Source organism: Pseudomonas sp. B5(2017), from assembly GCF_002112825.1.
Classification (GTDB): Bacteria; Pseudomonadota; Gammaproteobacteria; order Pseudomonadales; family Pseudomonadaceae; genus Aquipseudomonas; species Aquipseudomonas putida_Z.
Window position 1 is genome coordinate 162,004 of sequence record NZ_NEIR01000005.1, and the last position, 24,300, is coordinate 186,303.

Here is a 24,300-nt window from a genome sequence, read left to right on the forward strand (position 1 = left end):
GAACATTTCTTCAGGGAGCTATCGTCTTGTCGGCGGCTGAGCGAGAATCCAGCCGATTCGTCAGCCTTGTTGAGGAGAAAACGGATGAAATCAATGGCATGGCTGGTATTGCTGGCTGTCGTATCGGGCGCCCAGGCCGGCGAGGAAGAAAGCACCCCGTGCGACAACGTCGAGACCGACCAGCAGACATTCGCTTGCGCGGCGTTCAACAAGCAGACGGCCGAGCGTGAACTGAAGTCGGCGTATGACGACCTGATACAGCGCATTCGCGACCAGTACGCCGACGAAGGCGACAAGGCAGATGCGCTGGCCGGGCGCATGGAGGCGGCCGAAAAACTGTGGGCGCAACTGCGCGATGCCGACTGCAAGGTCGAAACCTACGCCGAGAAGCCGGGCAGCAAGGCGTTCGAAGCGGCGTGGAACACTTGCGTGGCACAGCGCAGCGATGACCGCTCTGAGTACCTGCAGTCCATCGGCCAGCAGTAAGGGAGTTCCTCGGCAGGAAAGGCTTTCGGCTTATCTGTCTTGACGATCCGAACCAAAGTGCGTCCCCGGCGCCTCACCCGAGGTGCCGATGATGAACTCGATCGGAAACCAAGACATGACCTCCACTATCAGCAAGACCGACATGAACAGCGCCATTGCCGCCCTGAAGAAAGAAGGCGAAGAACGCGCCGTCATGGTAGCCAACACCGTCTGCATCTTTGCCCCGGATGTACCCGCCAGCGTTGCCGAAGACGTGCTCGATGGCATGCGCCTGATGAACCTGTCGGCGAACAAGAAGTTCGACAAGGAAACCCAGCAGCGCGAGTGGTACAACTTCTACAACGACGGCCTGGGCAAGTTCGGCTGGACGCTGACCGGCGCCGCCCATGTCGAAGAAGCAATCGACAAGGACACCCACACGCTGGCCACCCTGGTGCCTCAGATCGTCACCGTCCAGATCGGCGCCAGCCACCGCCTGAGCCGCTGCGTAAAACGCTCCTTCGAAGTGATCGTGCAAACGCCGAAGGCACAGCAACTGCTCGAAGAAAGCAGCGTGAGCGTTTCGGGCAAATCCAGCACCATTCAGATTTCGGCCTGCGAGATGACACCTCAAGGCCTGCCGATCATGCACATGACCAGCGTTCAGCTGAGCTATGACAAGGCTGAAAAAACCGCAGGCTCCGCTGGCCGCATCATCGACAAGTCCAACACCCGCGTATACCGGGCCTCGCAGCAGGGCTCGTTCAGTGTTCGCCACTTCGACGCCATGCGCGAAGCCGTCAGGATGAAGCTGGCCAGCCAGGCGTTCGACATCCTGGCGCTGGACATCTGACCTGCACCTGGCGCCGCATAGCGGCGCCAGGTTCCCCTTCCTACGCCTGCAGCGAGGGCCACAAGCATGCCCACCAAACCTGCCAACCAACCCTGGGAAGACCTTCATGCCTGCCTGCGCCTGGCGCAACTGGAGGCCAACCAGGTTCACGATCGCCAACAGGATGGCCAGCGCTGGTTCAACCGTTTTCTGCAGGGCCTGGAAAACAGCGGTGTCGAACTGATCGAACGGACAACGAAAAGCATCAACTGCGTACCCACGGATGCTGTGTTTCAAGACGTCTTCAACGGCTGGATTCCAGCGCCCCAGCGTCGCAACCTCAAGTTCGAGCGGGTTGCCAACGACATACTTAATGGCTTGAAACAGCCAGACCTCGCCCTGCTGCGCAGCACCTCGGCCAGCTCGCACCTGCGCATCGAATTTGACCTGGATGACAGCGGCAGCCCGCTGGCGATCGTCTTCAACCTGTGCTGTTCGACCGACCCGGGTGCCCCACGTACACGCCTTGCCCTGCAACTGGACCACATGGGCGCGAAACTCGACGTCCGGGCTTTCGAAGCACGGCGAGTACAGGTCGAAAACCGCCTCCAGGCGCTTTCCGACCTCGATCAGTTCTGATCCGGCAGCTGTGGCTTGAGCGCCTGACGTTCTTCACGCGGACAGCGCCCAAAGCGTCTTTTGTACCGGCGGGTGAAGTACGACGGCAGCTCGAAACCACATGCCACGCTGACCTGCGTGATGCTCATCTGCGTCTGACACAGCAGCTGACGTGCCTTGTCCAGACGCAGGTCAAGATAGAAGCCACTGGGCGTATCATTCAGGTACAAACGAAACAAGCGCTCCAGCTGACGCCTGGTGATCATGGCACGGGCGGCCAGCTCCAATGTGCTCAACGGTGGCTCGGTATGCTTTTCCATCTCGCCGATCACCTGCACCAGCTTGCGGTTGCTGATGCCATAGCGAGAGGCGATCTGCATCCGCTGATGATCCTGCCGCGGCCGAATACGGCCCAACACGAATTGCTCCGAAACCTGCACCGCCAGCTCGCTGCCATGGGATTGTGCAATCAGGTCGAGCATCAGGTCGATTGAGGCAGTGCCGCCCGCACAGGTGATGCGCCGTCGGTCGATTTCGAACAGTTCCTGTGTGGCCTGCAGGCTCGGGTAATTCTCCTTGAACGCCTCCAGCGCCTCCCAGTGCACGGTGGCGCGGTGGCCGTCGAGCAGGCCGGCCTCGGCCAGCACCACCGCGCCGGTATCGATGCCACCCAGAACCACCCCCTCATGATCCAGGCGGCGTAGCGCCTGCTGCAGCGCCGGCCCGTAACAGGCCAATGGCTCGAAACCGGCGACGATCAGCAGGATGCCACCAGGTTCGCCCGCCCCCAGCGCCGCATCGGCGTTCACCGACATGCCATTGCTGGCCTGCACCGCCCCGCCGTCCAGGCTCAACACCTGCCAGCGATACAGTGGGCCCTTGAAACGATTGGCCACCCGCAGTGGCTCCAGGGCACTGATGAAACCCATGGCCGAGAACCCGGGCAACAACAGGAAGTGAATGATTTGCGGCATTGCATGCTCCACGGCAAAGGTGGTCGCCTCCGTGCAAATGTTGGTCGCCAGGGTGCGATTTTCCACCCTGACAGCAGCGTAGCTTCTTCATACGACCCAGAGAGGTCGAACCCCAATAACAATATGCACTGCCGATGGAGAGCCACCATGCACAGCTTGATCCGCCGCAGCCTGTTGACCCTTGCCCTGAGCAGCATCGCCACTTCCCCACTATTCGCCGCCGAGCCTGCGGCCTGCAAGAACGTCCGTCTGGGCGTGGTCAACTGGACCGACGTCATCGCCACCAGCGCCATGGCCCAGGTGCTGCTCGATGGCCTTGGCTACCAGACCAAACAGACCAGCGCCTCGCAGCAGATCATCTTCGCCGGCATCCGCGACAAACGCCTGGACATGTTCCTGGGTTACTGGAACCCGATCATGACCCAGACCATCACCCCGTTCGTCGACGCCAAGCAGGTCAAGGTGCTCGACAAACCCAGCCTGGAAGACGCCCGCGCCACCCTGGCGGTGCCCAAGTACCTGGCCGACAAGGGCCTGAAGACCTTCGCCGACATCCACAAGTTCGAAAAGGAACTGGGCGGGAAAATCTACGGCATCGAACCGGGTTCCGGCGCCAACACCCAGATCAAGGCGATGATCGCCAAGAACCAGTTCGGCCTGGGCAAGTTCCAGCTGGTCGAGTCCAGCGAGGCCGGCATGCTCGCCGCCGTCGATCGCGCGGTGCGGCGCAACGAAGCCGTGGTGTTCTTTGGCTGGGCGCCGCACCCGATGAACGTGAATATCGACATGGTCTACCTGGGCGACAGCCAGGACGCCCTGGGCCCTGACGAAGGCCGCGCGACAGTGTGGACGGTGACCGCGCCGGACTACGCCGAACGCTGCCCCAATGCCCACCGCCTGCTGGCCAACCTGAACTTCAGCGCCGAGGACGAGAGCCGCATGATGCAGCCGCTGCTCGACCACAAGGATGCACTGGAGTCGGCCCGCCAGTGGCTCAAGGACCACCCCGAGGACAAGGCCCGCTGGCTGGAGGGTGTGACCACCTTCGATGGCAAGCCGGCTGCCGACAACCTCAACCTCACTGCCAACTGATCCGGCCCATTCGCGGGTAAACCCGCTCCCACAAGTCATGCACATGCCAGGGGCAACATCGTCCCCTGTGGGAGCGGGTTTACCCGCGAAAAGGCCACCAGACACCACAAGGAACCCCGCCATGAACCACGACGTCATCATCACCTGCGCCCTCACCGGCGCCGGCGACACCGCCTCGAAAAGCCACCTTGTTCCAGTCACCCCCAAGCAGATCGCCGATTCTGCCGTAGAGGCCGCCAAAGCCGGCGCCACCGTGGTCCACTGCCACGTGCGCGACCCACAAACCGGCCGCTTCAGCCGTGACGTGGCGCTGTATCGCGAAGTCATGGAACGCATCCGCGAAGCCGACGTGGACATCATCGTCAACCTTACCGCGGGCATGGGTGGCGACTTGGAAATCGGCCCAGGTGAAACACCGCTGGAATTCGGCGCGGGTACCGACCTGATCGGCCCACTGGAGCGCCTGGCCCACGTCGAAGCGCTGCTGCCGGAAATCTGCACCCTCGACTGCGGCACCCTCAACTTCGGCGACGGTAACTCGATCTATGTCTCCACCCCGGCACAACTGCGCGCCGGCGCCAAGCGCATTACCGAGCTGGGGGTAAAAGCCGAGCTGGAAATCTTCGACACCGGCCACCTGTGGTTCGCCAAGCAGATGATGAAGGAAGGCCTGCTCGACGACCCACTGTTCCAGCTTTGCCTGGGCATCCCGTGGGGCGCGCCGGCCGATACCACCACCATGAAGGCGATGGTCGACAACCTGCCGGCCAACGTCACCTGGGCCGGGTTCGGCATCGGCCGCATGCAGATGCCGATGGCCGCCCAGGCCGTGCTACTGGGCGGCAACGTGCGGGTGGGCCTGGAGGACAACCTGTACCTGGACCGTGGCGTGCTGGCCAGCAACGGCCAGTTGGTCGAGCGCGCGGTAGAGATCATTTCGCGCCTTGGCGCCCGTGTACTGACCCCGGCCGAAGGCCGGGAAAAGATGAACCTCAAACGCCGCTGACACTTTCAGGAGCCCAACATGACCTTCATCACCGAGATCAAGACCTTCGCCGCCCTGGGTAGTGGCGTGATCGGCAGCGGCTGGGTCGCGCGCGCCCTGGCCCACGGGCTGGACGTGGTCGCCTGGGACCCGGCGCCAGGCGCCGAGCAGGCGTTGCGCAAACGCATCGCCAACGCTTGGCCGGCATTGGAAAAGCAAGGCCTGGCACCAGGCGCCTCACAAGACCGCCTGAAGTTCGTCGCCACCATCGAGGAATGCGTCCGCGATGCCGATTTCATCCAGGAAAGCGCCCCTGAACGCCTGGACCTGAAACTCGACCTGCACGCAAAGATCAGCGCTGCCGCCAAACCCGACGCGATCATCGGTTCAAGCACCTCGGGCCTGCTGCCCAGCGAGTTCTACGAATCGGCCACCCACCCCGAGCGCTGCGTGGTAGGCCACCCGTTCAACCCGGTGTACCTGCTGCCGCTGGTAGAAATCGTCGGCGGCAAGCGCACCACCCCCGAGGCCATTGAAGCTGCCAGGACCATCTACACCGCCCTGGGCATGCGCCCGCTGCATGTTCGCAAGGAAGTGCCCGGGTTCATCGCCGACCGCCTGCTCGAAGCCCTGTGGCGCGAGGCCCTGCACCTGGTCAACGACGGCGTGGCCAGCACCGGCGAAATCGACGATGCCATCCGCTTCGGCGCCGGCCTGCGCTGGTCGTTCATGGGCACGTTCCTCACCTACACCCTGGCCGGTGGTGACGCAGGCATGCGTCACTTCATGGCCCAGTTCGGCCCGGCGCTGCAGCTGCCGTGGACTTACCTGCCGGCACCAGAGCTGACCGACAAGCTGATCGACGATGTGGTCGAAGGCACTTCCGAGCAACTGGGCGACCGCAGCATCGCCGCGCTGGAGCGCTATCGTGATGACACCCTGTTGGCAGTGCTGGAAGCGGTGAAGACCAGCAAGGCCAAGCACGGTATGGCTTTCGGCGACTGAGGAGACCGCGATGCCCGCACTGATCACCTACCGCACCCCAGTCCAGGAGGACTGGGTCGACTACAACGGGCACCTGCGCGATGCCTTCTACCTACTGATCTTCAGCTACGCCACCGACGCGCTGATGGAGCGCATCGGCCTGGATGCCGACAGTCGCGGCCAGAGCGGTAACTCGCTGTTCACCCTGGAGGCGCACATCAACTACCTGCACGAAGTGAAGCTGGGTAGCGAGGTGTGGGTGCAGACACAGATCATCGGCTTCGATCGCAAGCGCCTGCATGTCTACCACAGCCTGCACCGGGCAGGGTTCGACGAAGCGCTGGCGGCCAGTGAGCAGATGCTGCTGCATGTGGACCTGACAGGGCCGAAGTCGGCGCCGTTCAGTGAGCGTAGTGTCGGGTTGCTGCAAGGGTTGGTGGATGAGCAGCAGGATGTGCCCTCGGCTGAGTTCGTCGGCCGGGTGATAGCCCTGCCTACGCCAAACTGAGCAGTAACACATAACCTGTGGGAGCGGGCACGCCCGCTCCCACAGGTCATGTATTCAGGCAAAAAATAACCCCGGAAAGCCGTGAGCATCCGGGGCCAAGAGCGAGCAACATCCACTGTGCACGAACGAGGGTGACCAAACCCTCCGTTGCGGTAGATGGCTTGAGTTTGCTCACTTCCCGGCAGGTGGATTTAGCCGGGAACGACCTGTTCTTAGCCAAAGCAGCCATGGCGCCATTCTGTTGTTGCGGGCATGTCGCCGGCGTCACAGAATCGGTCGTAAATCACAGCAGCACTCTCTTAGCGATAAAAGGGACAACAGCCATGATGCATGCGGATTTGATTGACCAGGACGATCTGGCAGGCCACCTGCGCGCGCGCGGGTTCGAGATTCCGGCCGGCGCTACTGCCGAGCAGGCGTGCGAAGCGGTGGTGCGTGGGCTGACCGAGCCCAATGCACGGGCGCTGAAGGGGATGGTGGAGCAGATGTATACCGGTAGCGCGACGATCCTGCCGGCGGTGCGCCAGGCCATCGACAAACAGCTGTTGCCGGCGTTGGCGCAGTTCAACAAGCGCGGCTGACAGAGTTTTCCTGCACCGGCCTCTTCGCGGGCTTGCCCGCTCCCACAGGGATTGCACAGATTTCAAACACTGTGCATCTCCTGTGGGAGCGGGCAAGCCCGCGAAGAGGCCGGCTCCGTTTCAGAGCCTTACACTGGCAAAGGTCGACTCGTTGCGCGCCTGGCTCAGGGCCGCCATCGGCCCGCTGTGCGGCGACAGGGTCATGGCCTGCGGGATCGGCATCATCGCCACCTGCTGTGCGGTGTTGGAGCCCACGCGCTCGTCACGCGGTGGAATGCCGAAGTATTCGCGGTAGCACTTGGAGAAGTGCGGGGTAGACACGAAGCCGCACACCGACGCCACTTCGATGATCGACATCGGCGTCTGCTTCAGCAGCTGCCGGGCGCGGATCAGGCGCAGCTTCAGGTAGTAACGCGACGGCGAACAGTGCAGGTACTTCTGGAACAGGCGCTCGAGCTGCCGGCGCGATACCGACACGTATACCGCCAGTTCATCCAGGTCGATCGGCTCTTCGAGGTTGGCCTCCATCAGCGCGACGATTTCCTGCAGCTTCGGCTGGTTGGTGCCAAGCATGTGCTTGAGCGGCACGCGCTGGTGATCCTGCTCGTTGCGGATGCGCTCGTAGACGAACATTTCGGAAATCGCAGCCGACAGTTCACGGCCGTGGTCGCGGCTGATCAGGTGCAGCATCATGTCCAGCGGCGCAGTGCCGCCGGAGCTGGTGAAGCGGTTACGGTCGAGGGTGAACAGGCGGGTGCTCATGTTGACCCGCGGGTAGGCCTCCTGCATGGCCGCCAGGCATTCCCAGTGCACGCTGCAATCGAAACCATCCAGCAGCCCGGCACAGGCCAAGGCCCAGCTACCGGTACATACCGCGCCCAGACGGCGCGACTGACGGGCCTGGGTTTGCAACCAGGTGACATGCTCGCGGGTAACGCTGCGCTGGATGCCCACGCCGCCACAGACAATCACGGTATCGATGGGGGGCGCACTGTGCATGGCGGCGTCAGGGGTTATCTGCAAGCCATCGCTGGCCCACACCTGTCCACCATCGGCGGTGAGGGTGTGCCAGCGGTACAGCTCGCGGCCGGACAGCTGGTTGGCCATGCGCAGCGGCTCGACGGCCGATGCCAGGGAAATGAGGGTGAAATTGTCCAGTAGGAGAAACCCGATGGACTGGGGGGCTGTGCGGTTCTGGGTTGGGTTCCCGGAGGTGTACGACGTCATCGCGATTTCTCCTCACACAAATGCAGGGTGTGCCTCAGGCGAGCACTGATTTCTTGTTATGTATGGCCCCGGTTCATGTGCAGGGGCCTTGGTGCCAATCTCAACGCAAACGCCGTGCCTGAAATTGAACGGCTATCCAAAAAAACCTGAAAACGACGCCTTTGTCAGGCAAATCAGGTGCTTTGATCGAGTTGGCCAATCTTCGTGGAACTGGCGTGCTAGGCGCTGTGCGTGTAACGGCTGAGCAATTTGGTGACATGCGCAGTGTAGGATGCCCAGAAACGACACTCATGAGTGTCACCGACAACGCCCACACTGATAACGACACCCGACGATCGGTATGCGTCGTACTGCACCATAAAGGGGCATTGGCTTGCGTACTGCACCTGTTTCAATCTCAAGGGCCCCTTCGCGGGCACGCCCGCTCCCACAGGGATTGCACAGTTCCTGTGGGAGCGGGCGTGCCCGCGAAGGGGCCCTTGAGGTCAGATCAAGCTATCAGCACTCGATCGCGCTGACTGCCAAACCACCGCGCGAGGTCTCTTTGTACTTGTCGTGCATGTCGGCCCCGGTATCGCGCATGGTGCGGATCACCTGGTCGAGGGAAATGAAGTGCTCGCCATCACCCCGCAGGGCCATCTGCACCGCGTTGATGGCCTTTACCGCGGCAATCGCGTTGCGCTCGATGCACGGCACCTGCACCAATCCGCCGACCGGGTCGCAGGTCAGGCCCAGGTTGTGCTCCAGGGCGATCTCGGCAGCATTCTCCACCTGTGGCGGGGTCGCACCCAGCACTTCGGCAAGGCCCGCCGCAGCCATGGCGCAAGCCGAACCGACTTCACCCTGGCAACCCACTTCGGCACCGGAGATCGACGCGTTCTTCTTGCACAGGATGCCCACCGCGGCAGCACCGAGGAAGAAATCGACCACGCTGGACTCGTCCACCGCATCGCTGAAGCGCATGTAATAGTGCAACACTGCCGGGATGATGCCCGCCGCACCGTTGGTCGGCGCCGTAACCATGCGCCCGCCGGCGGCGTTCTCTTCGTTGACCGCCAGGGCGAACAGGTTGACCCACTCCATGGCGCTCATGGTCGAGCCGATCACGTTGGGCTTGCCGATTTCCTGCAGGCTGCGGTGCAGCTTTGCGGCGCGGCGGCGCACGTTCAACCCGCCGGGCAGCGTGCCTTCGTACTTCAGGCCGTTGTTGACGCATTCCTGCATGGCTTCCCAGAGCTTGTGCAGGCCGGCGCGGATCTCTTCCTCGCTGCGCCAGACCTTCTCGTTGGCCATCATCAATTGCGACACGCTGAGGTCGTTTTGCTTGCACAGGCGCAGCAGTTCGGCGGCGCTGTTGAAGTCGTACGGCAGCACCGTCTGGTCAGCATCCAGCACACCGCTGGCGGCCTGGGCGGCATCGACCACGAAGCCGCCACCGACCGAGTAGTAGGTGTCGCGGTGCAGCTCGCCCTGCTCGCCTTCGGCAATCAGGGTCATCGCGTTGGGGTGGTACGGCAGGTTCTCGTCCAGCAGCAGCATGTCTCGGGCCCAGACGAATTCGATGGGCAGGCGGCTGTCCAGCTGCAAGGTGTTGGTTTCGCGCAAGTCGGCGATACGCGGTGCGATCTGGGTCGGGTCGATGGCGTCAGGCCATTCACCCATCAGGCCCATGATGGTGGCATTGTCGGTGCCATGCCCCACACCCGTGGCCGACAGCGAGCCATACAGGCGCACTTCGATCCGCTTCACACGTTCCAGCTCGCCGCGTTCGCGCAGGCCCTGAACGAACAGGGCGCCAGCACGCATGGGGCCGACGGTGTGGGAGCTGGAGGGCCCGACACCGATCTTGAACAGGTCGAACACGCTGATGGCCATTGTCGAATCACCTCTTGCTGGGCTTGTCTCTGCGCGCCATGCGCAGGGCGGGGCAGCTGCTAGGCTGAAGCAGCGGGCCGCCTTGAATGCAAGCATCATCGGGCTTTTACCAACCCCCTCGCCGTCTGCAACCGACGTACTTTTGTCCAGCAGCGCCGCGCTGTTTTTTACCGGGGAGCTGCCCTCGCCACGCCGCTTTCCGGCGGCCTGGTGACGTAAAAATGCGGCTGAGGGGGTGGAAAAATCCATAAGCGACATCGCCCATACTGGATACGACCCGTTCCGTACTGGTTACGACCCCACCAGTAGGCGATTGCCCAGCGCTGGAGGATTATCGAAAGCGACTCGTAAAGCACGGCCACGCATCCTGCCCTCTGCAGGCCTGGTCGACCGGACCCTGAGAAAGCCCGGCGACCCACGCGAACCCGAAGACAAAATCACAGGAGTCCATCCATGAAAGGTTCACCCTCGCTGTTGCTGGTTGCGTTGCTGTCCGCGCCTTTGCTGGCCCAGGCCGCCGAACCCGAGCAATGTCAGACGGTACGGTTCTCGGATGTCGGCTGGACCGACATCACGGTAACCACCGCGACCGCCAGCGTTGTGCTCGAAGCACTGGGTTACAAGACCCACACCACCATGATCTCGGTACCGGTGACCTACAAGTCGCTGGCCACCGGCAAGGACCTGGACGTGTTTCTCGGCAACTGGATGCCGACCATGGAGAACGACATCAAGCAGTACCGCGACGCCGGTACTGTAGAAACAGTGCGCGCCAACCTGGAAAACGCCAAGTACACCCTGGCCGTGCCCCAGGCGCTGTATGACAAGGGCCTGAAGGATTTCAGCGACATTCCCAAGTTCAAGAAAGAACTCGACAGCAAGATCTACGGCATCGAGCCCGGCAACGATGGCAACCGCACCATCCAGAGCATGATCGACAAGAACGCCTTCGGCCTGAAGGACGCCGGCTTCAAGATCGTCCAGTCCAGCGAGGCCGGCATGCTGTCGCAGGTCGACCGCGCGCAGAAACGCGGCGATGCGCTGGTGTTCCTCGGCTGGGAACCGCACCCGATGAACACCCGCTTCAAGATGCAGTACCTGACCGGCGGGGACGAGTTCTTCGGCCCCGACTTCGGCAAGGCGACCGTATTGACCAACACCCGCAAGGGCTATGTGCAGGAATGCAGCAACGTTGGCCAGCTGTTGAAGAACCTGTCGTTCGAGCTCAAGGATGAAAGCACCATGATGGGCTATGTCCTGGACGACAAGATGAAACCCGAGGCGGCGGCCAAGAAGTGGCTCAAGGACAACCCTGGCAAACTGGATGCCTGGCTGGCCGGCGTAACCACCGTGGATGGCAAACCCGGCCTTGAGGCGGCCAAGGCCAAGCTGACGCAGTAACGAAATACGCAATAGCGCTACCTCGGGGCAGGCCCGTGCCTGCCCCGGGTTGATTTCAATCTATGCAGGTGGAAGCTCGCTATCATGCTTATCGATCAGAAAATACCCCTGGGCCAGTACATCGCGTCGTTCGTCGAGTGGCTGACCCAGAACGGCGCGAATTACTTCGACGCCATCGCGCAAGGCCTGGAGTTCATGATCCATGGCGTCACCAGTGCCCTGACTTTCTTCAATCCGTTCGTGCTCATCGCTCTGTTCGCCGCCCTGGCGCATTTCATCCAGCGCAAGTGGGCGCTGACCGCATTCGTTGCCCTGTCGTTCCTGCTGATCCTCAACCTGGGTTACTGGCAGGAAACCATGGAAACCCTGGCGCAGGTCACCTTCGCCACAGTGGTTTGCGTGGCCATCGGCGTGCCACTGGGCATCGTCGCCGCGCACAAACCGATGTTCTATACCGCCATGCGCCCGGTACTCGACCTGATGCAGACGGTACCTACCTTCGTCTACCTGATCCCCACCCTGACCCTGTTCGGCCTGGGTGTGGTGCCGGGGCTGATCTCGACGGTGGTGTTCGCCATCGCCGCGCCGATCCGTCTCACCTATCTGGGCATCTGCGACGTCCCGCAGGAGCTGATGGACGCCGGCAAGGCCTTTGGCTGCTCGCGGCGCCAGCTGCTCACCCGTATCGAACTGCCGCACGCGATGCCAAGCATCGCCGCCGGCGTTACCCAGTGCATCATGCTGTCGCTGTCGATGGTGGTGATTGCCGCCCTGGTCGGCGCTGACGGCCTGGGCAAACCTGTGGTCAACGCACTGAACACCGCCGATATTTCCCTGGGCTTCGAAGCGGGCCTGGCGATCGTGCTGCTGGCGATCATGCTCGACCGTATCTGCAAGCAACCGGACCTGCCGGTAAGGGGTGAAGCATGAGCATCATTCGTTTCGAAGACGTCGACGTCATCTTCTCCAACAAGCCGCGCGAAGCGCTGGCCCTGCTCGACCAGGGCCAGACCCGCGAGCAGATCCTCAAGCAGACCGGCCTGGTGGTGGGTGTCGAAAAAGCCAACCTGGATATCCAGAAGGGCGAGATCTGCGTGCTGATGGGCCTGTCCGGTTCTGGCAAGTCGAGCTTGCTGCGCTGCATCAACGGCCTGAACACCGTCAGCCGCGGCAAGCTGTTCGTCGAGCACGAAGGCAAGCACATCGACATTGCCCACTGCACCCCCGCCGAGCTGAAGATGATGCGCACCAAGCGCATTGCCATGGTGTTCCAGAAATTCGCCCTGATGCCCTGGCTGACGGTGCGCGAGAACATCAGCTTTGGCCTGGAAATGCAGGGCCGCCCCGAGAAGGAACGGCGCAAGCTGGTCGACGAGAAGCTCGAGCTGGTGGGCCTGACCCAGTGGCGCAACAAGAAGCCGGACGAACTGTCTGGCGGCATGCAGCAGCGCGTGGGCCTGGCCCGGGCGCTGGCGATGGATGCCGACATCCTGCTGATGGACGAACCGTTCTCGGCACTGGACCCGCTGATCCGCCAGGGCCTGCAGGACGAGTTGCTTGGCCTGCAGGCCAAGCTGAGCAAGACCATCGTGTTCGTCAGCCACGACCTGGACGAAGCGCTGAAGCTGGGTAGCCGCATCGCCATCATGAAGGACGGGCGGATCATCCAGTACAGCAAGCCGGAAGAGATCGTGCTCAACCCGGCCGACGAGTATGTGCGTACCTTCGTCGCCCACACCAACCCGCTGAACGTGCTGTGCGGGCGCAGCCTGATGCGCAGCCTGGACAACTGCAAGCGGGTGAATGGTTCGGTGTGCCTGGACCCGGGTGGCGATTCGTGGCTGGACCTGGGCGAAGGCAACTCGATCAAGCGCGCACGCCAGGGGCAGAACGGGCTGGAGATGCAGAACTGGGCGCCGGGGCAGTCGGTGGAAGGGCTGGGCCGCAGGCCGACCCTGGTGCATGCGGATATCGGCATGCGTGATGCGCTGCAGATTCGTTACCAGACCGGGAACAAGCTGGTGCTGCAGGAAAATGACAAGGTGGTGGGGATTCTGGGCGACAGCGAGCTGTATCACGCGCTGCTCGGCAAGAACCACGGTTGATGCCATTGGGGCCGCGTTGCGGCCCTTTCGCGACACAAGGCCGCTCCTACAGGGGAACGCGTATCCCTGTAGGAGCGGCCTTGTGTCGCGAAAGGAGGGCAAAGCCCTCCCGACAATGGATCAGCGAACGACGATCCCGCGCGAAGCCATGTAGGCCTTGGCTTCCGGCACCGTGTACTCACCAAAGTGGAAGATACTGGCCGCCAGCACAGCACTGGCATGCCCTTCCAGAATGCCGTCAGCCAGGTGCTGCAGGTTACCCACCCCGCCCGAGGCAATCACCGGAATACCCAGCGCATCACTGATCGCACGGGTAACACCCAGGTCGAAGCCGTTCTTCATGCCGTCCTGGTCCATGCTGGTCAGCAGGATCTCGCCGGCCCCCAGGCCTTCCATCTTCTTCGCCCATTCAACGGCATCCAGCCCGGTCGGCTTGCGCCCGCCGTGGGTGAAAATCTCCCAACGCGGCTGCTCACCCGGCCCGGACACCTTCTTGGCGTCGATGGCGACTACGATGCACTGCGAACCGAAACGGTCCGCTGCCTCGCCGACAAACTCCGGGTTGAACACCGCGGCCGTGTTGATCGAGACCTTGTCGGCACCGGCATTGAGCAGATTGCGGATGTCCTGCACGGTGCGCACGCCACCGCCCACGGTCAGTGGGATGAACACCTGGCTGGCCATGCGCTCGACGGTATGCAGGGTGGTGTCGCGGCCGTCGACGCTGGCGGTGATGTCGAGGAAGGTGATTTCGTCGGCACCTTGCTCGTCGTAGCGACGGGCGATTTCCACCGGGTCGCCGGCATCACGGATGTTCTCGAACTTGACGCCCTTGACCACCCGGCCGTTGTCCACGTCCAGGCAAGGGATGATGCGCTTGGCCAGTGCCATGGTTCAGTCCTCAGCCTTGGTAGTTGTCGCAGAAGGCCTGGGCCTCGGCGACATCGAGGGTGCCTTCGTAGATGGCACGGCCGGTGATGGCGCCGATGATGCCCGGGGCCTTGGCGTCCAGCAGGGCCTTGATGTCGCCCAGGTTGTGGATGCCGCCCGAGGCGATCACCGGGATCGAGGTAGCTTCTGCCAGCGCCTTGGTGAACGGCACGTTGCAGCCTTGCATCATGCCGTCCTTGGCGATGTCGGTGTAGACGATCGCCGAGACGCCATCGGCCTCGAAACGCTTGGCCAGGTCGATGACCTGCACCGAGCTCACTTCAGCCCAGCCGTCGGTGGCGACGAAGCCGTCCTTGGCGTCCAGGCCAACGATGACCTTGCCCGGGAAGGCCTTGCACGCTTCGGCGACGAACTCCGGCTGCTTGACCGCCTTGGTGCCGATGATCACGTAGCTGACGCCAGCCTTGACGTAGTGCTCGATGGTTTCCAGCGAGCGGATGCCACCGCCGATCTGGATCGGCAGGGTCGGGTAGCGCTTGGCAATGGCGGTGACCACTTCACCGTTGACCGGCTGGCCTTCGAAGGCGCCGTTGAGGTCAACCAGGTGCAGGCGGCGGCAGCCACCCTCGACCCACTTGGCGGCCATGCTCACCGGGTCGTCGGAAAATACCGTGGAGTCTTCCATGCGGCCCTGGCGCAGGCGCACGCAAGCACCGTCCTTCAGATCGATAGCGGGGATAATCAGCATCTTGGGAACCTGTCTGTTCTTGGGTTTTCAGGGCTTCTCGAGCGCCCACAGATCGCTTTCGATGCTCTCGAACCGCTCCTTGAGGTGCAGCTGAACATCGGCAATCGCCCTGTTGTAGTAAAGGGGTGCAATTTCTTTGCTGAACAGCTCGAGGACTTCGGCCACTTCGAACGACCCCAGCTCCAGCTCGAAACGGTCTTCGAGGAAGCGCTTGAGCGTGTGCAGCGCTTCGCGCTCCTGCTCGGGGGCCAGGGTGATGACCGGGGCCTTGGTCTTCGACCTGCTCATTTACCAGCGCCCGTCCCAGGCGACGAAGTTCTGCAGCAGCTGCAGGCCATGGGTATGGCTCTTCTCCGGGTGGAACTGCACGGCAAAGCGCGAGCCATCGGCCAGCGCAGCGGCGAAATCGACACCGTAATGGCCGCGGCCGACCACCTGGGCCGGCTTGCCGGCATTGATGTAGTAGCTGTGCACGAAGTAGAACCGCGCACGGTCGGGGATGTCGTGCCACAGCGGGTGGTCGTTGGTCTGGCCGACTTCGTTCCAGCCCATGTGCGGCACCTTCAGGTGCTCGCCGTCTTCCTGCAGGTCTTTGCCGAAGAAGCGCACCTGGCCGGGGAACATGCCGATGCAGTCGACACCGTCGTTTTCTTCGCTGTGGTCGAGCAGTGCCTGCATACCCACGCAAATGCCGAGGAACGGGCGGTCCTGGCTGACTTCGCGCACCAGGCTGTCGAAGCCCAGGCGGCGGATCTCGGCCATGCAGTCGCGAATCGCGCCCACACCCGGGAATACCACGCGGTCGGCTTCGCGGATGACCGTGGCATCGCTGGTGACCAGCACCTTACCGGCCCCTACATGCTCGAGCGCCTTGGCCACCGAGTGCAGGTTGCCCATGCCATAGTCGATTACGGCTACCGTCTGCATTTACAGGCACCCTTTGGTGGATGGCATCTGCCCGGCCATGCGCTCGTCGAGGGTAATGGCCATGCGCAGGGCGCGGCCGAAAGCCTTGAACACGGTCTCGATCTGGTGGTGGGTGTTGTGGCCACGCAGGTTGTCGATGTGCAGCGTCACCAGGGCGTGGTTGACGAAGCCCTGGAAGAACTCCTGAAACAGGTCGACATCGAAGCCACCGACGCTGGCGCGGGTGTACGGCACGTGCATCTGCAGGCCCGGGCGACCGGAGAAGTCGATGACCACTCGCGACAGCGCTTCGTCCAGCGGCACATAGGCGTGGCCGTAGCGGAAGATGCCCTTCTTGTCACCGATGGCCTGGGCGAATGCCATGCCCAGGGTGATGCCGACGTCTTCGACGGTATGGTGATCGTCGATATGCGTGTCACCCTTGCACTCGATATCCAGATCGATCAGCCCATGGCGGGCAATCTGGTCCAGCATGTGTTCAAGGAAAGGCACACCGATATCGAATCGGGCCTTGCCACTGCCATCGAGGTTGATCGAGCACTTGACCTGGGTTTCCAGGGTATTGCGCTCGACGGAAGCCTTACGTTCGACCATCACCAGCTCCGCAAAATCATTAGGCGAAAAGGGCTTCATTATAGGCCTAGAACGCGCCGGCTTGAAACGCGGATGACATATGGCAGAACGAGGAATTACGCAGGTTGGATACCGTTACAGGTCTATACAACCGCATGGCTTGGGGCTGCTTTGCAGCCCATCGCGACACAAGGCCGCTCCTACAGGGGACCGCGTTCGCAGAGAAAACGGGGACAGATGTAGGAGCGGCCTTGTGTCGCGATGGGGCGCAAAGCGCCCCCAATCAATGGAACAGCACAGCCGTCTTCTGCAGGGTAATCCAAACGCCCCAGGCCAACGGCACGACCACCACCGCCCAGGCCAGCAGCACCAGCGGCAGGCTACCCGGCGCCGCCTTCCACTCCAGCGAGCGCGCCCCGTCGGAGCCCTTGTCATGGCTCAACGCCCGCTCGGCAGCCAGTTCGGCATCGCTCATGAAATGCTTGTCGGCCACTGGTCGCACCAGCATGTTGCAGACAAAGCCCAGCACCAGCAGGCCGGCGAGGATGTAAAGGGTCATGTCATAAGCAGCCGCACGCTCCACCCCGGCCGCCAACTGGTACTCGCGCAGGTAGGTGATAAGCACCGGCCCCAGCACCCCGGCCGCCGCCCAGGCGGTCAGCAGGCGGCCATGAATGGCGCCGACCATCTGCGTGCCGAACAGGTCGGCCAGGTAGGCCGGTACCGTGGCAAAACCACCACCGTACATCGACAGAATGATGCAGAACGCCGCCACGAACAGCGCCACGTTACCCAGGTGCCCCATGTTCGGCACCAGGCTGTACAAGCCCACGCCCAAGGCAAAGAAGGCGAAATAGGTGTTCTTGCGGCCAATGTAGTCCGAGAACGACGCCCAGAAGAACCGCCCGCCGATGTTGAACAGGCTCAGCAGGCCGGTGAAGCCGGCGGCGATCGCGGCAATCTGCGCCAGCTGGGCGCTGTTCAGCTCGCTGAAGCTCAGCCCGTTGCCCAGCAGCTTGCCGGCGAACACTTCCTGCAGCAACGGCGAAGCCATGCCGAGGATGCCGATACCCGCCGACACGTTCAGGCACAGCACCAACCAGATCAAGGCGAACTGCGGGGTCTTCCAGGCCACGCTGACGTGCACGTGGCGGTCGGTGACCATGGCGTTGCCAGCTTTCTTCACCGGGGCGCTCCAGCCTTCTGGCTTCCAGCCGGTCGGCGGCACGCGATACGCCAGGGCACCGGCGGTCATGAACACGAAGTAGATCGCCGCCATGACGACGAAACTTTGCCACACGCCCACTTCCTGCGCATTGCCGAAATGGCCCATCAGCGCGGTGGCCAGCGGTGCACCGACCATGGCCCCACCACCGAAGCCCATGATCGCCATGCCGGTGGCCATGCCGCGCTTGTCCGGGAACCACTTGATCAGGGTCGACACCGGCGAGATGTAGCCCAGGCCCAGGCCGATACCACCGATTACGCCGGAACCCAGCCACATCAGCCACAGCTGATGGGTTTTCACGCCAATCGCCGAAATCAGCATGCCGCCGCACCAGCACAGCGCCGACACCAGGCCGGCCTTGCGGGGGCCGGCGTGTTCCAGCCAGCCACCCAGCACAGCCGCCGAGCAACCGAGGAAGACGAAGAACAGGGTGTAGATCCAGCTCAGCATGGAAATCGGCCAATCGCATTCGGCGCTGAACATACGGGCCATGAAGCCCATGTCCGCAGCGCAGGCAACCGGGGCGGTGATGCCGAGGGCTTGCGACAGCGGCAGCCAGAACACCGAGAAGCCATAGGCCATGCCGATGCACAGGTGGATGGCCAGGGCGGCCGGGGGGACCAGCCAGCGGTTGAAGCCCGGACGGGCGATGATGCGCTCCTTCGACAGGAAGCCTGGCGCACTGGCCAAGGTCCCCGCCGCGACGGTACTGCTCATGAATCAGATCCTTCTTATAGGGAGGGTGCAGGCAAAGCGGCGCAAGGGTAGCAGCATCAAGTAGCGTGAAAGCAATCTGATATCGTTAATTTTTGCTCGGCTGAAACGGTCCTCTTTCCGAAAACCTGCTCTCCCCTGTAGGAGCGCATTTGATCGCGGGCTGAAAAATCAAGGTCGAAAGCCGTACCATCTGCTGTACGCGTAGGAAATGCCCTGTATCTCTAGTCGAATACGCAGGGGCAACCACTGCGGCGCTATACTCTGGCGCTTGAATTTCAAAAACGGACTACAAGGACTCGCCCATGAAAGCGTTCGGCAAAATCCTGGGACTTGGGCTTCTCGGGTTGCTGCTGATCATCGTGGCGCTGGGCTTCGCCCTGACCCACCTCTTCGATCCCAACGACTACAAAGACGAGATTCGCCAGCTGGCACGTGACAAGGCTCACGTCGAGCTGACCCTCAACGGTGACATTGGCTGGAGCCTGTTCCCGTGGCTGGGCCTGGAGTTGCACGAAGCGAGCATTGCCACCTTGAACAAACCCAAGGAACCGTTCGCCGACCTGCAGATGCTCGGGCTTTCTGTACGTGTGCTGCCACTGCTGCGCCGCGAAGTGCAGATGAGCGACGTGCGCGTCGAGGGCCTGAACCTGACCCTGGCCCGTGACGAACAGGGCCATGGCAACTGGGAAGACATCGGCAAGCCGCTGCCCGCACAGAACGGCGCCAGCGCCGATGCGCAGGCCAGTGCTCCGGCCCAGGCACCGGCCGAACAGGCGTCGGCACCGGTCGCCAGCAACGAACGCGCCGTGAAGCTGGACATCGACAGCCTGACCGTGAACAACGCCCGCGTGCAGTACACCGATGCCAAGACCGGCCAGAGCTACAGCGCCGAAAGCATTCAGCTGAGCACCGGCCCGGTCCACGAAGGGGCGAACATTCCGCTCAAGGCCAGCGCCTTCCTCAGTGCCAGCCAGCCGAACATCAAGGCCCGCACCGAACTGGCCGGCGAGCTGCGCTTCGACCGCAAGCTCAAGCGCTACAACTTCGAAGACATGCGCCTGTCGGGCGAAACCTCGGGTGAGCCCACCGGCGGCAAGACCGTGACCTTCGCCGCCCAAGGCCAGTTGCTGGTCGACCTGGCCGCCAATGTCGCCTCGTGGAACGGCCTGAAAGTCTCGGCCAACCAGCTGCGCGCCCTGGGCGAGCTGAACCTGCGCGACCTGGACAAGGCGCCACAGCTGAGCGGCGGCCTGTCCATCGCCCAGTTCGACCTGCGCACCTTCCTCGACAGCATCGGCCGCCCGCTGCCGGCCACCAACGACCCGGCGGCCTTCGCCAAGCTGGAACTGGTCACCCGCCTGCAGGGCACGCCGAACAGCCTGGCCCTGGAAGACCTGGCGGTGAAGCTGGACGACAGCACCTTCAGTGGCCGCGTGGCCGTCGAAGACTTCGCCAAACAGGCCCTGCGCCTGCAGCTCAAGGGCGACACCTTCAACGCCGACCGCTACCTGCCGGCCAAGAGTGAAGAGGCCAAGGGCGCCACCGCCGCGCGCCAGGCCGAGGTCAAGCAACAGGAAGCCAGCGCGGTCGCCGGCCCTGGCACCACGCCGCTTCCCAACGCCCCGACCCAGGTCGCCTGGAGCGACGACAAGCTGCTGCCGGTCGACCGCCTGCGCGCCCTCGACTTGCAGGCCGACCTGGCCTTCGGCTCGCTGACCCTGGACAAACTGCCGATCGAAGACGCCCAGCTCAAGGCTATCGGCCAGGGCGGCCTGCTGACCCTGCAAACCCTGCGCGGTGAACTGTACAACGGCACCTTCGAGGCCAAGGGCACCGTCGACGTGCGCCCTGCCGTGCCGCAACTGGGCGTCAACACCAGCATCCAGCGGGTGCCGGTGGAACACTTCATCAAGACCGAGGGCAAGGAACAGACGCCACCGGTCAAAGGCCTGCTGACCCTGACCAGCGACCTGACCGCCACCGGCAACAGCCAGAAGGCCCTGGTCGACACCCTCAACGGCAACGCCAACTTCGTCATCAACGACGGCGTGCTGGTCAATGCCAACCTGGAACAGCAGCTGTGCAAGGCCATCGCCACGCTGAACCGCAAATCGCTCACCGGCGAGCCTCGCGGCAAGGACACCCCGTTCCAGGAACTGCGTGGCAGCCTGGTAGTACGCAATGGCGTCGCCAACAACCCGGACCTCAAGGCACGCATTCCGGGCCTGACCGTCAATGGCCATGGTGACCTCGACCTGCGTGTACTGGGCATGGACTACAACGTTGGCGTGGTCGTCGAAGGCGACCAGCGCGCCATGCCGGACCCGGCCTGCCAGGTCAACGAACGCTATGTGGGTGTCGAAATACCGCTGCGCTGCCGCGGCCCGCTGGAGCTGGGCGCCAAAGCCTGCCGCCTGGACCAGGACGGCCTGGGCAAGGTTGCCGCCAAGGTGGCCGGCAACCGCCTGCAAGACAAGATCGATGAAAAACTCGGAGACAAAGTGAGCCCGGAACTGAAAGACGCGCTCAAGGGGCTGTTCAAGCGATGAGCCCCGAGCAGTTCTCCAGCGCAGTGCTGGATTGGTATGACGAACACGGCCGGCACGACCTGCCCTGGCAACAGGGCATCAACCCGTACCGGGTGTGGGTGTCGGAAATCATGTTGCAGCAGACCCAGGTCAGCACCGTGCTCAACTACTTCGACCGCTTCATGCAGGCCCTGCCGACCGTGCAGGCCCTGGCCGAGGCGCCGGAGGACGAAGTGCTGCACCTGTGGACGGGCCTGGGCTACTACACCCGGGCACGCAACCTGCAAAAGGCCGCGAAGATCGTGGTCGAACAGCATGGCGGCGAATTCCCGCGCAGTGTCGAGCAGCTCACCGAGCTGCCCGGCATCGGCCGCTCCACCGCCGGCGCCATCGCCAGCATCAGCATGGGCATCCGCGCACCGATCCTCGACGGCAACGTCAAGCGCGTGCTGGCCCGCTACACCGCCCAGGCCGGCTACCCCGGCGAACCCAAGGTGGCCAACCAGCTGTGGGCCACGGCCGAACGCTTTACCCCGCAGCAGCGAGCCAACCACTACACCCAGGCGATGATGGACATGGGCGCCACGCTGTGCACCCGCAGCAAGCCCAGCTGCCTGATCTGCCCGCTGCAGCGCGGCTGCGAAGCGCACCTGCACGGTGAAGAAACCCGCTACCCCGAGCCCAAGCCGCGCAAGGCACTGCCGCAACGCCGCACACTGATGCCACTGCTGGCCAACCACGAAGGCGCCATCCTGCTTTACCGCCGCCCGTCCAGCGGCCTGTGGGGTGGTTTGTGGAGCCTGCCGGAGCTGGACGACATCGCCCAGCTCGACGATCTGGCCTACCAGCACGGCCTGCGCCTGGCTGACAGCCGCGCCATGGACGGCCTGACCCATACCTTCAGCCACTTCCAGCTGGCGATCGAGCCCTGGCTGGTGCGCGTCGACCCGGTCGGCCAGCACGTGGCCGAGGCCGACTGGCTCTGGTATAACCTCGCCACCCCGCCGCGCCTGGGCCTCGCCGCCCCGGTGAAAAAGCTGCTCAAACGCGCGGCCGACGAACTGATTGCAGGAGACGCCCGATGACCCGCACCGTGATGTGCCGCAAGTACAAAGAAGAACTGCCAGGCCTGGAGCGCCCGCCCTACCCCGGCGCCAAGGGCCAGGACATCTTCGAACACATCTCGCAGAAAGCCTGGGCCGACTGGCAGAAGCACCAGACCATGCTGATCAACGAAAAGCGCCTGAACATGATGAACGCCGAGGACCGCAAATTCCTCCAGGGCGAGATGGACAAGTTTTTCGCCGGCGAAGAATACGCCCAGGCGGAAGGCTACGTTCCACCCTCGGAATGACCCCACGGAACGTAAGCGACGGAATTAATTTAAAATTTTTTCAAAAAGTCGTTGACGAGCGGTCTGAAAGTCTATTTAATTCACCTCGTCGCCCAGATAGCTCAGTCGGTAGAGCAGAGGATTGAAAATCCTCGTGTCGGCGGTTCGACTCCGTCTCTGGGCACCACCTTCAAGCTTCTGGTGGTTGCAAAGTTACCCGAAGCGACAACAAAAAACCCGCCTAGTGCGGGTTTTTTGTTGTCTGTGGTTTTTGTTCTCCAGGAAAGCCCCCGCCTCATCGAGGGGGGGCCGCACTACAAAAACGCTTAACCCTCAAACTCACTCTGCGTCATCTGCCCCAAGTAGGAGACGCTCAACAAATGCAGCGTCTGGCCCGGGACCGAATCGGCGATTTTCTTGATGTCCGCCGCGGTCACCCGATAGTTGTCAGCAGGCAGAGTTCCCGAGCGGTAACCCACCTCCTCGCCGTCTTCGTCATAGCTGATGAAGTTGAGATAAAAGTAGTGCTTCATGTGTAACCTCCAATTCAAGTGCCCCACACCGTGCGAGGCCTACGCAGCCTATTTGGCACTTGCAGCCGACAGCAGATGGAACCGATGACAAGGTGGCGCCAGGCCATTAGCCATTGACCCGCATCAACGAGGCAGCCGCCCACTCTCGATAGCATGGAGCATGGACATCCGAATCGACCCGCAAGGACCTCCATGAGCGAAGAATCCCCCCTCCTGCTCCCCGCCCCCAGCGCGCCCGCCACCACCCAAGCCCGCACGCGCCGCCCACGCCAGCGCAAGCCGGAACCGACGATTACCAGCATCAGCCAGCAGCCTGCAGCGCTGGAAGTCGCCACCGCCCCCAAGGGCAGCAACGAAGACAGCACCTCGGCCCGCTTGCCGACCAGCTACCCATACCGCACCCGTCTGCGTCGCCAGGACTACGAGAAGGCCAAGCACGCGCTGCAGATCGAGTTGCTCAAGGTGCAGAGTTGGGTAAAGGAAACCGGCCAGCGCGTGGTGATTCTGTTCGAAGGGCGCGATGCGGCGGGCAAGGGCGGTACCATCAAGCGTTTCATGGAGCACCTCAACCCACGCGGCGCCCGCATCGTGGCCCTGGAGAAGCCTTCCGAGCAGGAAAAAGGTCAGTGGTACTTCCAGCGCTATATCCAGCATCTGCCCACGGCGGGAGAAATGGTGTTCTTCGACCGCTCCTGGTACAACCGCGCCGGGGTCGAGAAGGTGATGGATTTCTGCTCGCCACTGCAGTACCTGGAGTTCATGCGCCAGGCGCCGGAGCTGGAGCGCATGCTGTGCAACAGCGGCATCCTGCTGTTCAAGTACTGGTTCTCGGTGAACCGCGAAGAGCAGCTGCGCCGCTTCATCTCGCGCCGGGACGACCCGCTCAAGCACTGGAAGCTGTCGCCCATCGACATCAAGTCGCTGGACAAGTGGGAGGACTACACCGCAGCCAAGGAGGCGATGTTCTTCCATACCGACACGGCCGATGCACCGTGGACGGTGATCAAGTCCGATGACAAGAAGCGTGCGCGGATCAACTGCATCCGGCACTTCCTGCATTCGCTGGATTACCCGGGCAAGGACCACAGCGTGGCGCATGCCCCGGATGCGCTGCTGGTCGGGCGCGCATCGCGAGGTTTCGAGGAAGATGAGGCAGAGCCGCAGGCCAGTTGAAT

General features: G+C 62.9%; 25 protein-coding genes and 1 tRNA gene. 16 read left to right on the forward strand and 10 right to left on the reverse strand.

Features of this window, described 5'->3' with window-relative positions:
- Positions 1-84 precede the first annotated feature (84 nt).
- From CAG00_RS09475 to CAG00_RS09485, 3 genes are all read left to right on the forward strand, one after another.
- Positions 85-486 carry a lysozyme inhibitor LprI family protein gene (locus CAG00_RS09475; protein ID WP_085664132.1) on the forward strand — a complete coding sequence of 134 codons (402 nt, stop codon included), beginning with the start codon at positions 85-87 and terminating at the stop codon, positions 484-486.
- Between the two features lie 115 nt (positions 487-601).
- On the forward strand, positions 602-1,318 hold the full coding sequence (locus CAG00_RS09480; protein WP_080958440.1) for a hypothetical protein: 717 nt from the start codon (positions 602-604) through the stop codon (positions 1,316-1,318).
- Between the two features lie 66 nt (positions 1,319-1,384).
- Positions 1,385-1,936 carry a hypothetical protein gene (locus CAG00_RS09485; protein ID WP_085664133.1) on the forward strand — a complete coding sequence of 184 codons (552 nt, stop codon included), beginning with the start codon at positions 1,385-1,387 and terminating at the stop codon, positions 1,934-1,936.
- Here CAG00_RS09485 and CAG00_RS09490 read toward each other — a convergent pair.
- Positions 1,927-2,889 (reverse strand): GlxA family transcriptional regulator, encoded by a 963-nt coding sequence (locus CAG00_RS09490; RefSeq protein ID WP_085618407.1) that lies wholly within the window; start codon positions 2,887-2,889, stop codon positions 1,927-1,929. The genes CAG00_RS09485 and CAG00_RS09490 overlap by 10 nt on opposite strands.
- 147 nt (positions 2,890-3,036) lie before the next feature.
- On the opposite strand from CAG00_RS09490, the gene choX reads away from it, so the two are divergent.
- From choX to CAG00_RS09515, 5 genes are all read left to right on the forward strand, one after another.
- On the forward strand, positions 3,037-3,981 hold the full coding sequence (choX, locus tag CAG00_RS09495) for a choline ABC transporter substrate-binding protein (RefSeq protein WP_013970502.1): 945 nt from the start codon (positions 3,037-3,039) through the stop codon (positions 3,979-3,981).
- 121 nt (positions 3,982-4,102) lie between these two features.
- Entirely contained in the window at positions 4,103-4,987 is an 885-nt protein-coding gene (locus CAG00_RS09500; RefSeq protein ID WP_085664134.1) for a 3-keto-5-aminohexanoate cleavage protein, read from the forward strand.
- An 18-nt stretch (positions 4,988-5,005) separates the two neighbouring features.
- Positions 5,006-5,971: an L-carnitine dehydrogenase gene (locus CAG00_RS09505; protein ID WP_085664135.1), complete on the forward strand. Its 966-nt coding sequence runs from the start codon at positions 5,006-5,008 to the stop codon at positions 5,969-5,971.
- A 10-nt stretch (positions 5,972-5,981) separates the two neighbouring features.
- The gene (locus tag CAG00_RS09510; RefSeq protein ID WP_085664136.1) at positions 5,982-6,458 is read left to right on the forward strand and encodes a thioesterase family protein; all 477 of its coding nucleotides are present in this window, start codon (positions 5,982-5,984) and stop codon (positions 6,456-6,458) included.
- A gap of 323 nt (positions 6,459-6,781) precedes the next feature.
- Positions 6,782-7,039: a hypothetical protein gene (locus CAG00_RS09515; protein ID WP_003257487.1), complete on the forward strand. Its 258-nt coding sequence runs from the start codon at positions 6,782-6,784 to the stop codon at positions 7,037-7,039.
- Positions 7,040-7,159: 120 nt separating this feature from the next.
- Here CAG00_RS09515 and CAG00_RS09520 read toward each other — a convergent pair whose 3' ends face one another.
- Positions 7,160-8,266, reverse strand: coding sequence for a GlxA family transcriptional regulator (locus CAG00_RS09520; protein WP_025337376.1), 1,107 nt, complete (start codon positions 8,264-8,266; stop codon positions 7,160-7,162).
- 498 nt (positions 8,267-8,764) lie between these two features.
- Positions 8,765-10,141: an L-serine ammonia-lyase gene (locus CAG00_RS09525; RefSeq protein WP_025337375.1), complete on the reverse strand. Its 1,377-nt coding sequence runs from the start codon at positions 10,139-10,141 to the stop codon at positions 8,765-8,767.
- Positions 10,142-10,594: 453 nt separating this feature from the next.
- Here CAG00_RS09525 and CAG00_RS09530 point away from each other — a divergent pair, with 453 nt between their 5' ends.
- From CAG00_RS09530 to choV, 3 genes are all read left to right on the forward strand, one after another.
- Positions 10,595-11,542, forward strand: coding sequence for a choline ABC transporter substrate-binding protein (locus CAG00_RS09530; RefSeq protein WP_085664137.1), 948 nt, complete (start codon positions 10,595-10,597; stop codon positions 11,540-11,542).
- An 81-nt stretch (positions 11,543-11,623) separates the two neighbouring features.
- Positions 11,624-12,472, forward strand: a complete 849-nt coding sequence (gene choW, locus CAG00_RS09535; protein ID WP_169774667.1) for a choline ABC transporter permease subunit — start codon at positions 11,624-11,626, stop codon at positions 12,470-12,472.
- Positions 12,469-13,647 (forward strand): choline ABC transporter ATP-binding protein, encoded by a 1,179-nt coding sequence (gene choV / locus CAG00_RS09540; protein WP_025337373.1) that lies wholly within the window; start codon positions 12,469-12,471, stop codon positions 13,645-13,647. The genes choW and choV overlap by 4 nt, the downstream gene beginning before the upstream one ends.
- A gap of 120 nt (positions 13,648-13,767) precedes the next feature.
- Here choV and hisF read toward each other — a convergent pair whose 3' ends face one another.
- The 6 genes from hisF to CAG00_RS09570 all read right to left on the reverse strand — a co-directional run bounded on the left by hisF (position 13,768) and on the right by CAG00_RS09570 (position 18,731).
- Positions 13,768-14,538: an imidazole glycerol phosphate synthase subunit HisF gene (gene hisF / locus CAG00_RS09545; protein WP_025337372.1), complete on the reverse strand. Its 771-nt coding sequence runs from the start codon at positions 14,536-14,538 to the stop codon at positions 13,768-13,770.
- A gap of 10 nt (positions 14,539-14,548) precedes the next feature.
- Entirely contained in the window at positions 14,549-15,286 is a 738-nt protein-coding gene (gene hisA / locus CAG00_RS09550) for a 1-(5-phosphoribosyl)-5-[(5-phosphoribosylamino)methylideneamino]imidazole-4-carboxamide isomerase (RefSeq protein WP_003257484.1), read from the reverse strand.
- A 27-nt stretch (positions 15,287-15,313) separates the two neighbouring features.
- Complete coding sequence (locus CAG00_RS09555) at positions 15,314-15,574, reverse strand: DUF2164 domain-containing protein (RefSeq protein WP_003257483.1); 261 nt, start codon at positions 15,572-15,574, stop codon at positions 15,314-15,316.
- Positions 15,575-16,213: an imidazole glycerol phosphate synthase subunit HisH gene (gene hisH / locus CAG00_RS09560; protein ID WP_025337371.1), complete on the reverse strand. Its 639-nt coding sequence runs from the start codon at positions 16,211-16,213 to the stop codon at positions 15,575-15,577.
- A complete protein-coding gene (gene hisB / locus CAG00_RS09565; RefSeq protein ID WP_003255736.1) occupies positions 16,214-16,807 on the reverse strand; it encodes an imidazoleglycerol-phosphate dehydratase HisB in 594 nt (197 codons plus the stop codon).
- 262 nt (positions 16,808-17,069) lie between these two features.
- Positions 17,070-18,731 (reverse strand): OFA family MFS transporter, encoded by a 1,662-nt coding sequence (locus tag CAG00_RS09570; protein ID WP_085664138.1) that lies wholly within the window; start codon positions 18,729-18,731, stop codon positions 17,070-17,072.
- Between the two features lie 302 nt (positions 18,732-19,033).
- Between CAG00_RS09570 and CAG00_RS09575 the strand changes: the two genes are divergently transcribed.
- The 4 genes from CAG00_RS09575 (at position 19,034) to CAG00_RS09590 (ending at position 22,779) form a co-directional block, all read left to right on the forward strand.
- Entirely contained in the window at positions 19,034-21,280 is a 2,247-nt protein-coding gene (locus CAG00_RS09575; protein WP_085664139.1) for an AsmA family protein, read from the forward strand.
- A complete protein-coding gene (mutY, locus tag CAG00_RS09580) occupies positions 21,277-22,344 on the forward strand; it encodes an A/G-specific adenine glycosylase (protein WP_013970490.1) in 1,068 nt (355 codons plus the stop codon). Before CAG00_RS09575 ends, mutY begins: the two co-directional genes overlap by 4 nt.
- Entirely contained in the window at positions 22,341-22,613 is a 273-nt protein-coding gene (locus CAG00_RS09585) for an oxidative damage protection protein (protein WP_003257478.1), read from the forward strand. The genes mutY and CAG00_RS09585 overlap by 4 nt, the downstream gene beginning before the upstream one ends.
- Before the next feature lie 90 nt (positions 22,614-22,703).
- Positions 22,704-22,779 (forward strand) — tRNA-Phe (locus tag CAG00_RS09590).
- 139 nt (positions 22,780-22,918) lie between these two features.
- Here the strand turns inward: CAG00_RS09590 and CAG00_RS09595 are convergent.
- Positions 22,919-23,125 (reverse strand): hypothetical protein, encoded by a 207-nt coding sequence (locus tag CAG00_RS09595; RefSeq protein ID WP_085591894.1) that lies wholly within the window; start codon positions 23,123-23,125, stop codon positions 22,919-22,921.
- 192 nt (positions 23,126-23,317) lie between these two features.
- On the opposite strand from CAG00_RS09595, the gene ppk2 reads away from it, so the two are divergent.
- Positions 23,318-24,298, forward strand: coding sequence for a polyphosphate kinase 2 (gene ppk2 / locus CAG00_RS09600; protein ID WP_085591892.1), 981 nt, complete (start codon positions 23,318-23,320; stop codon positions 24,296-24,298).
- Positions 24,299-24,300: the final 2 nt, after the last annotated feature.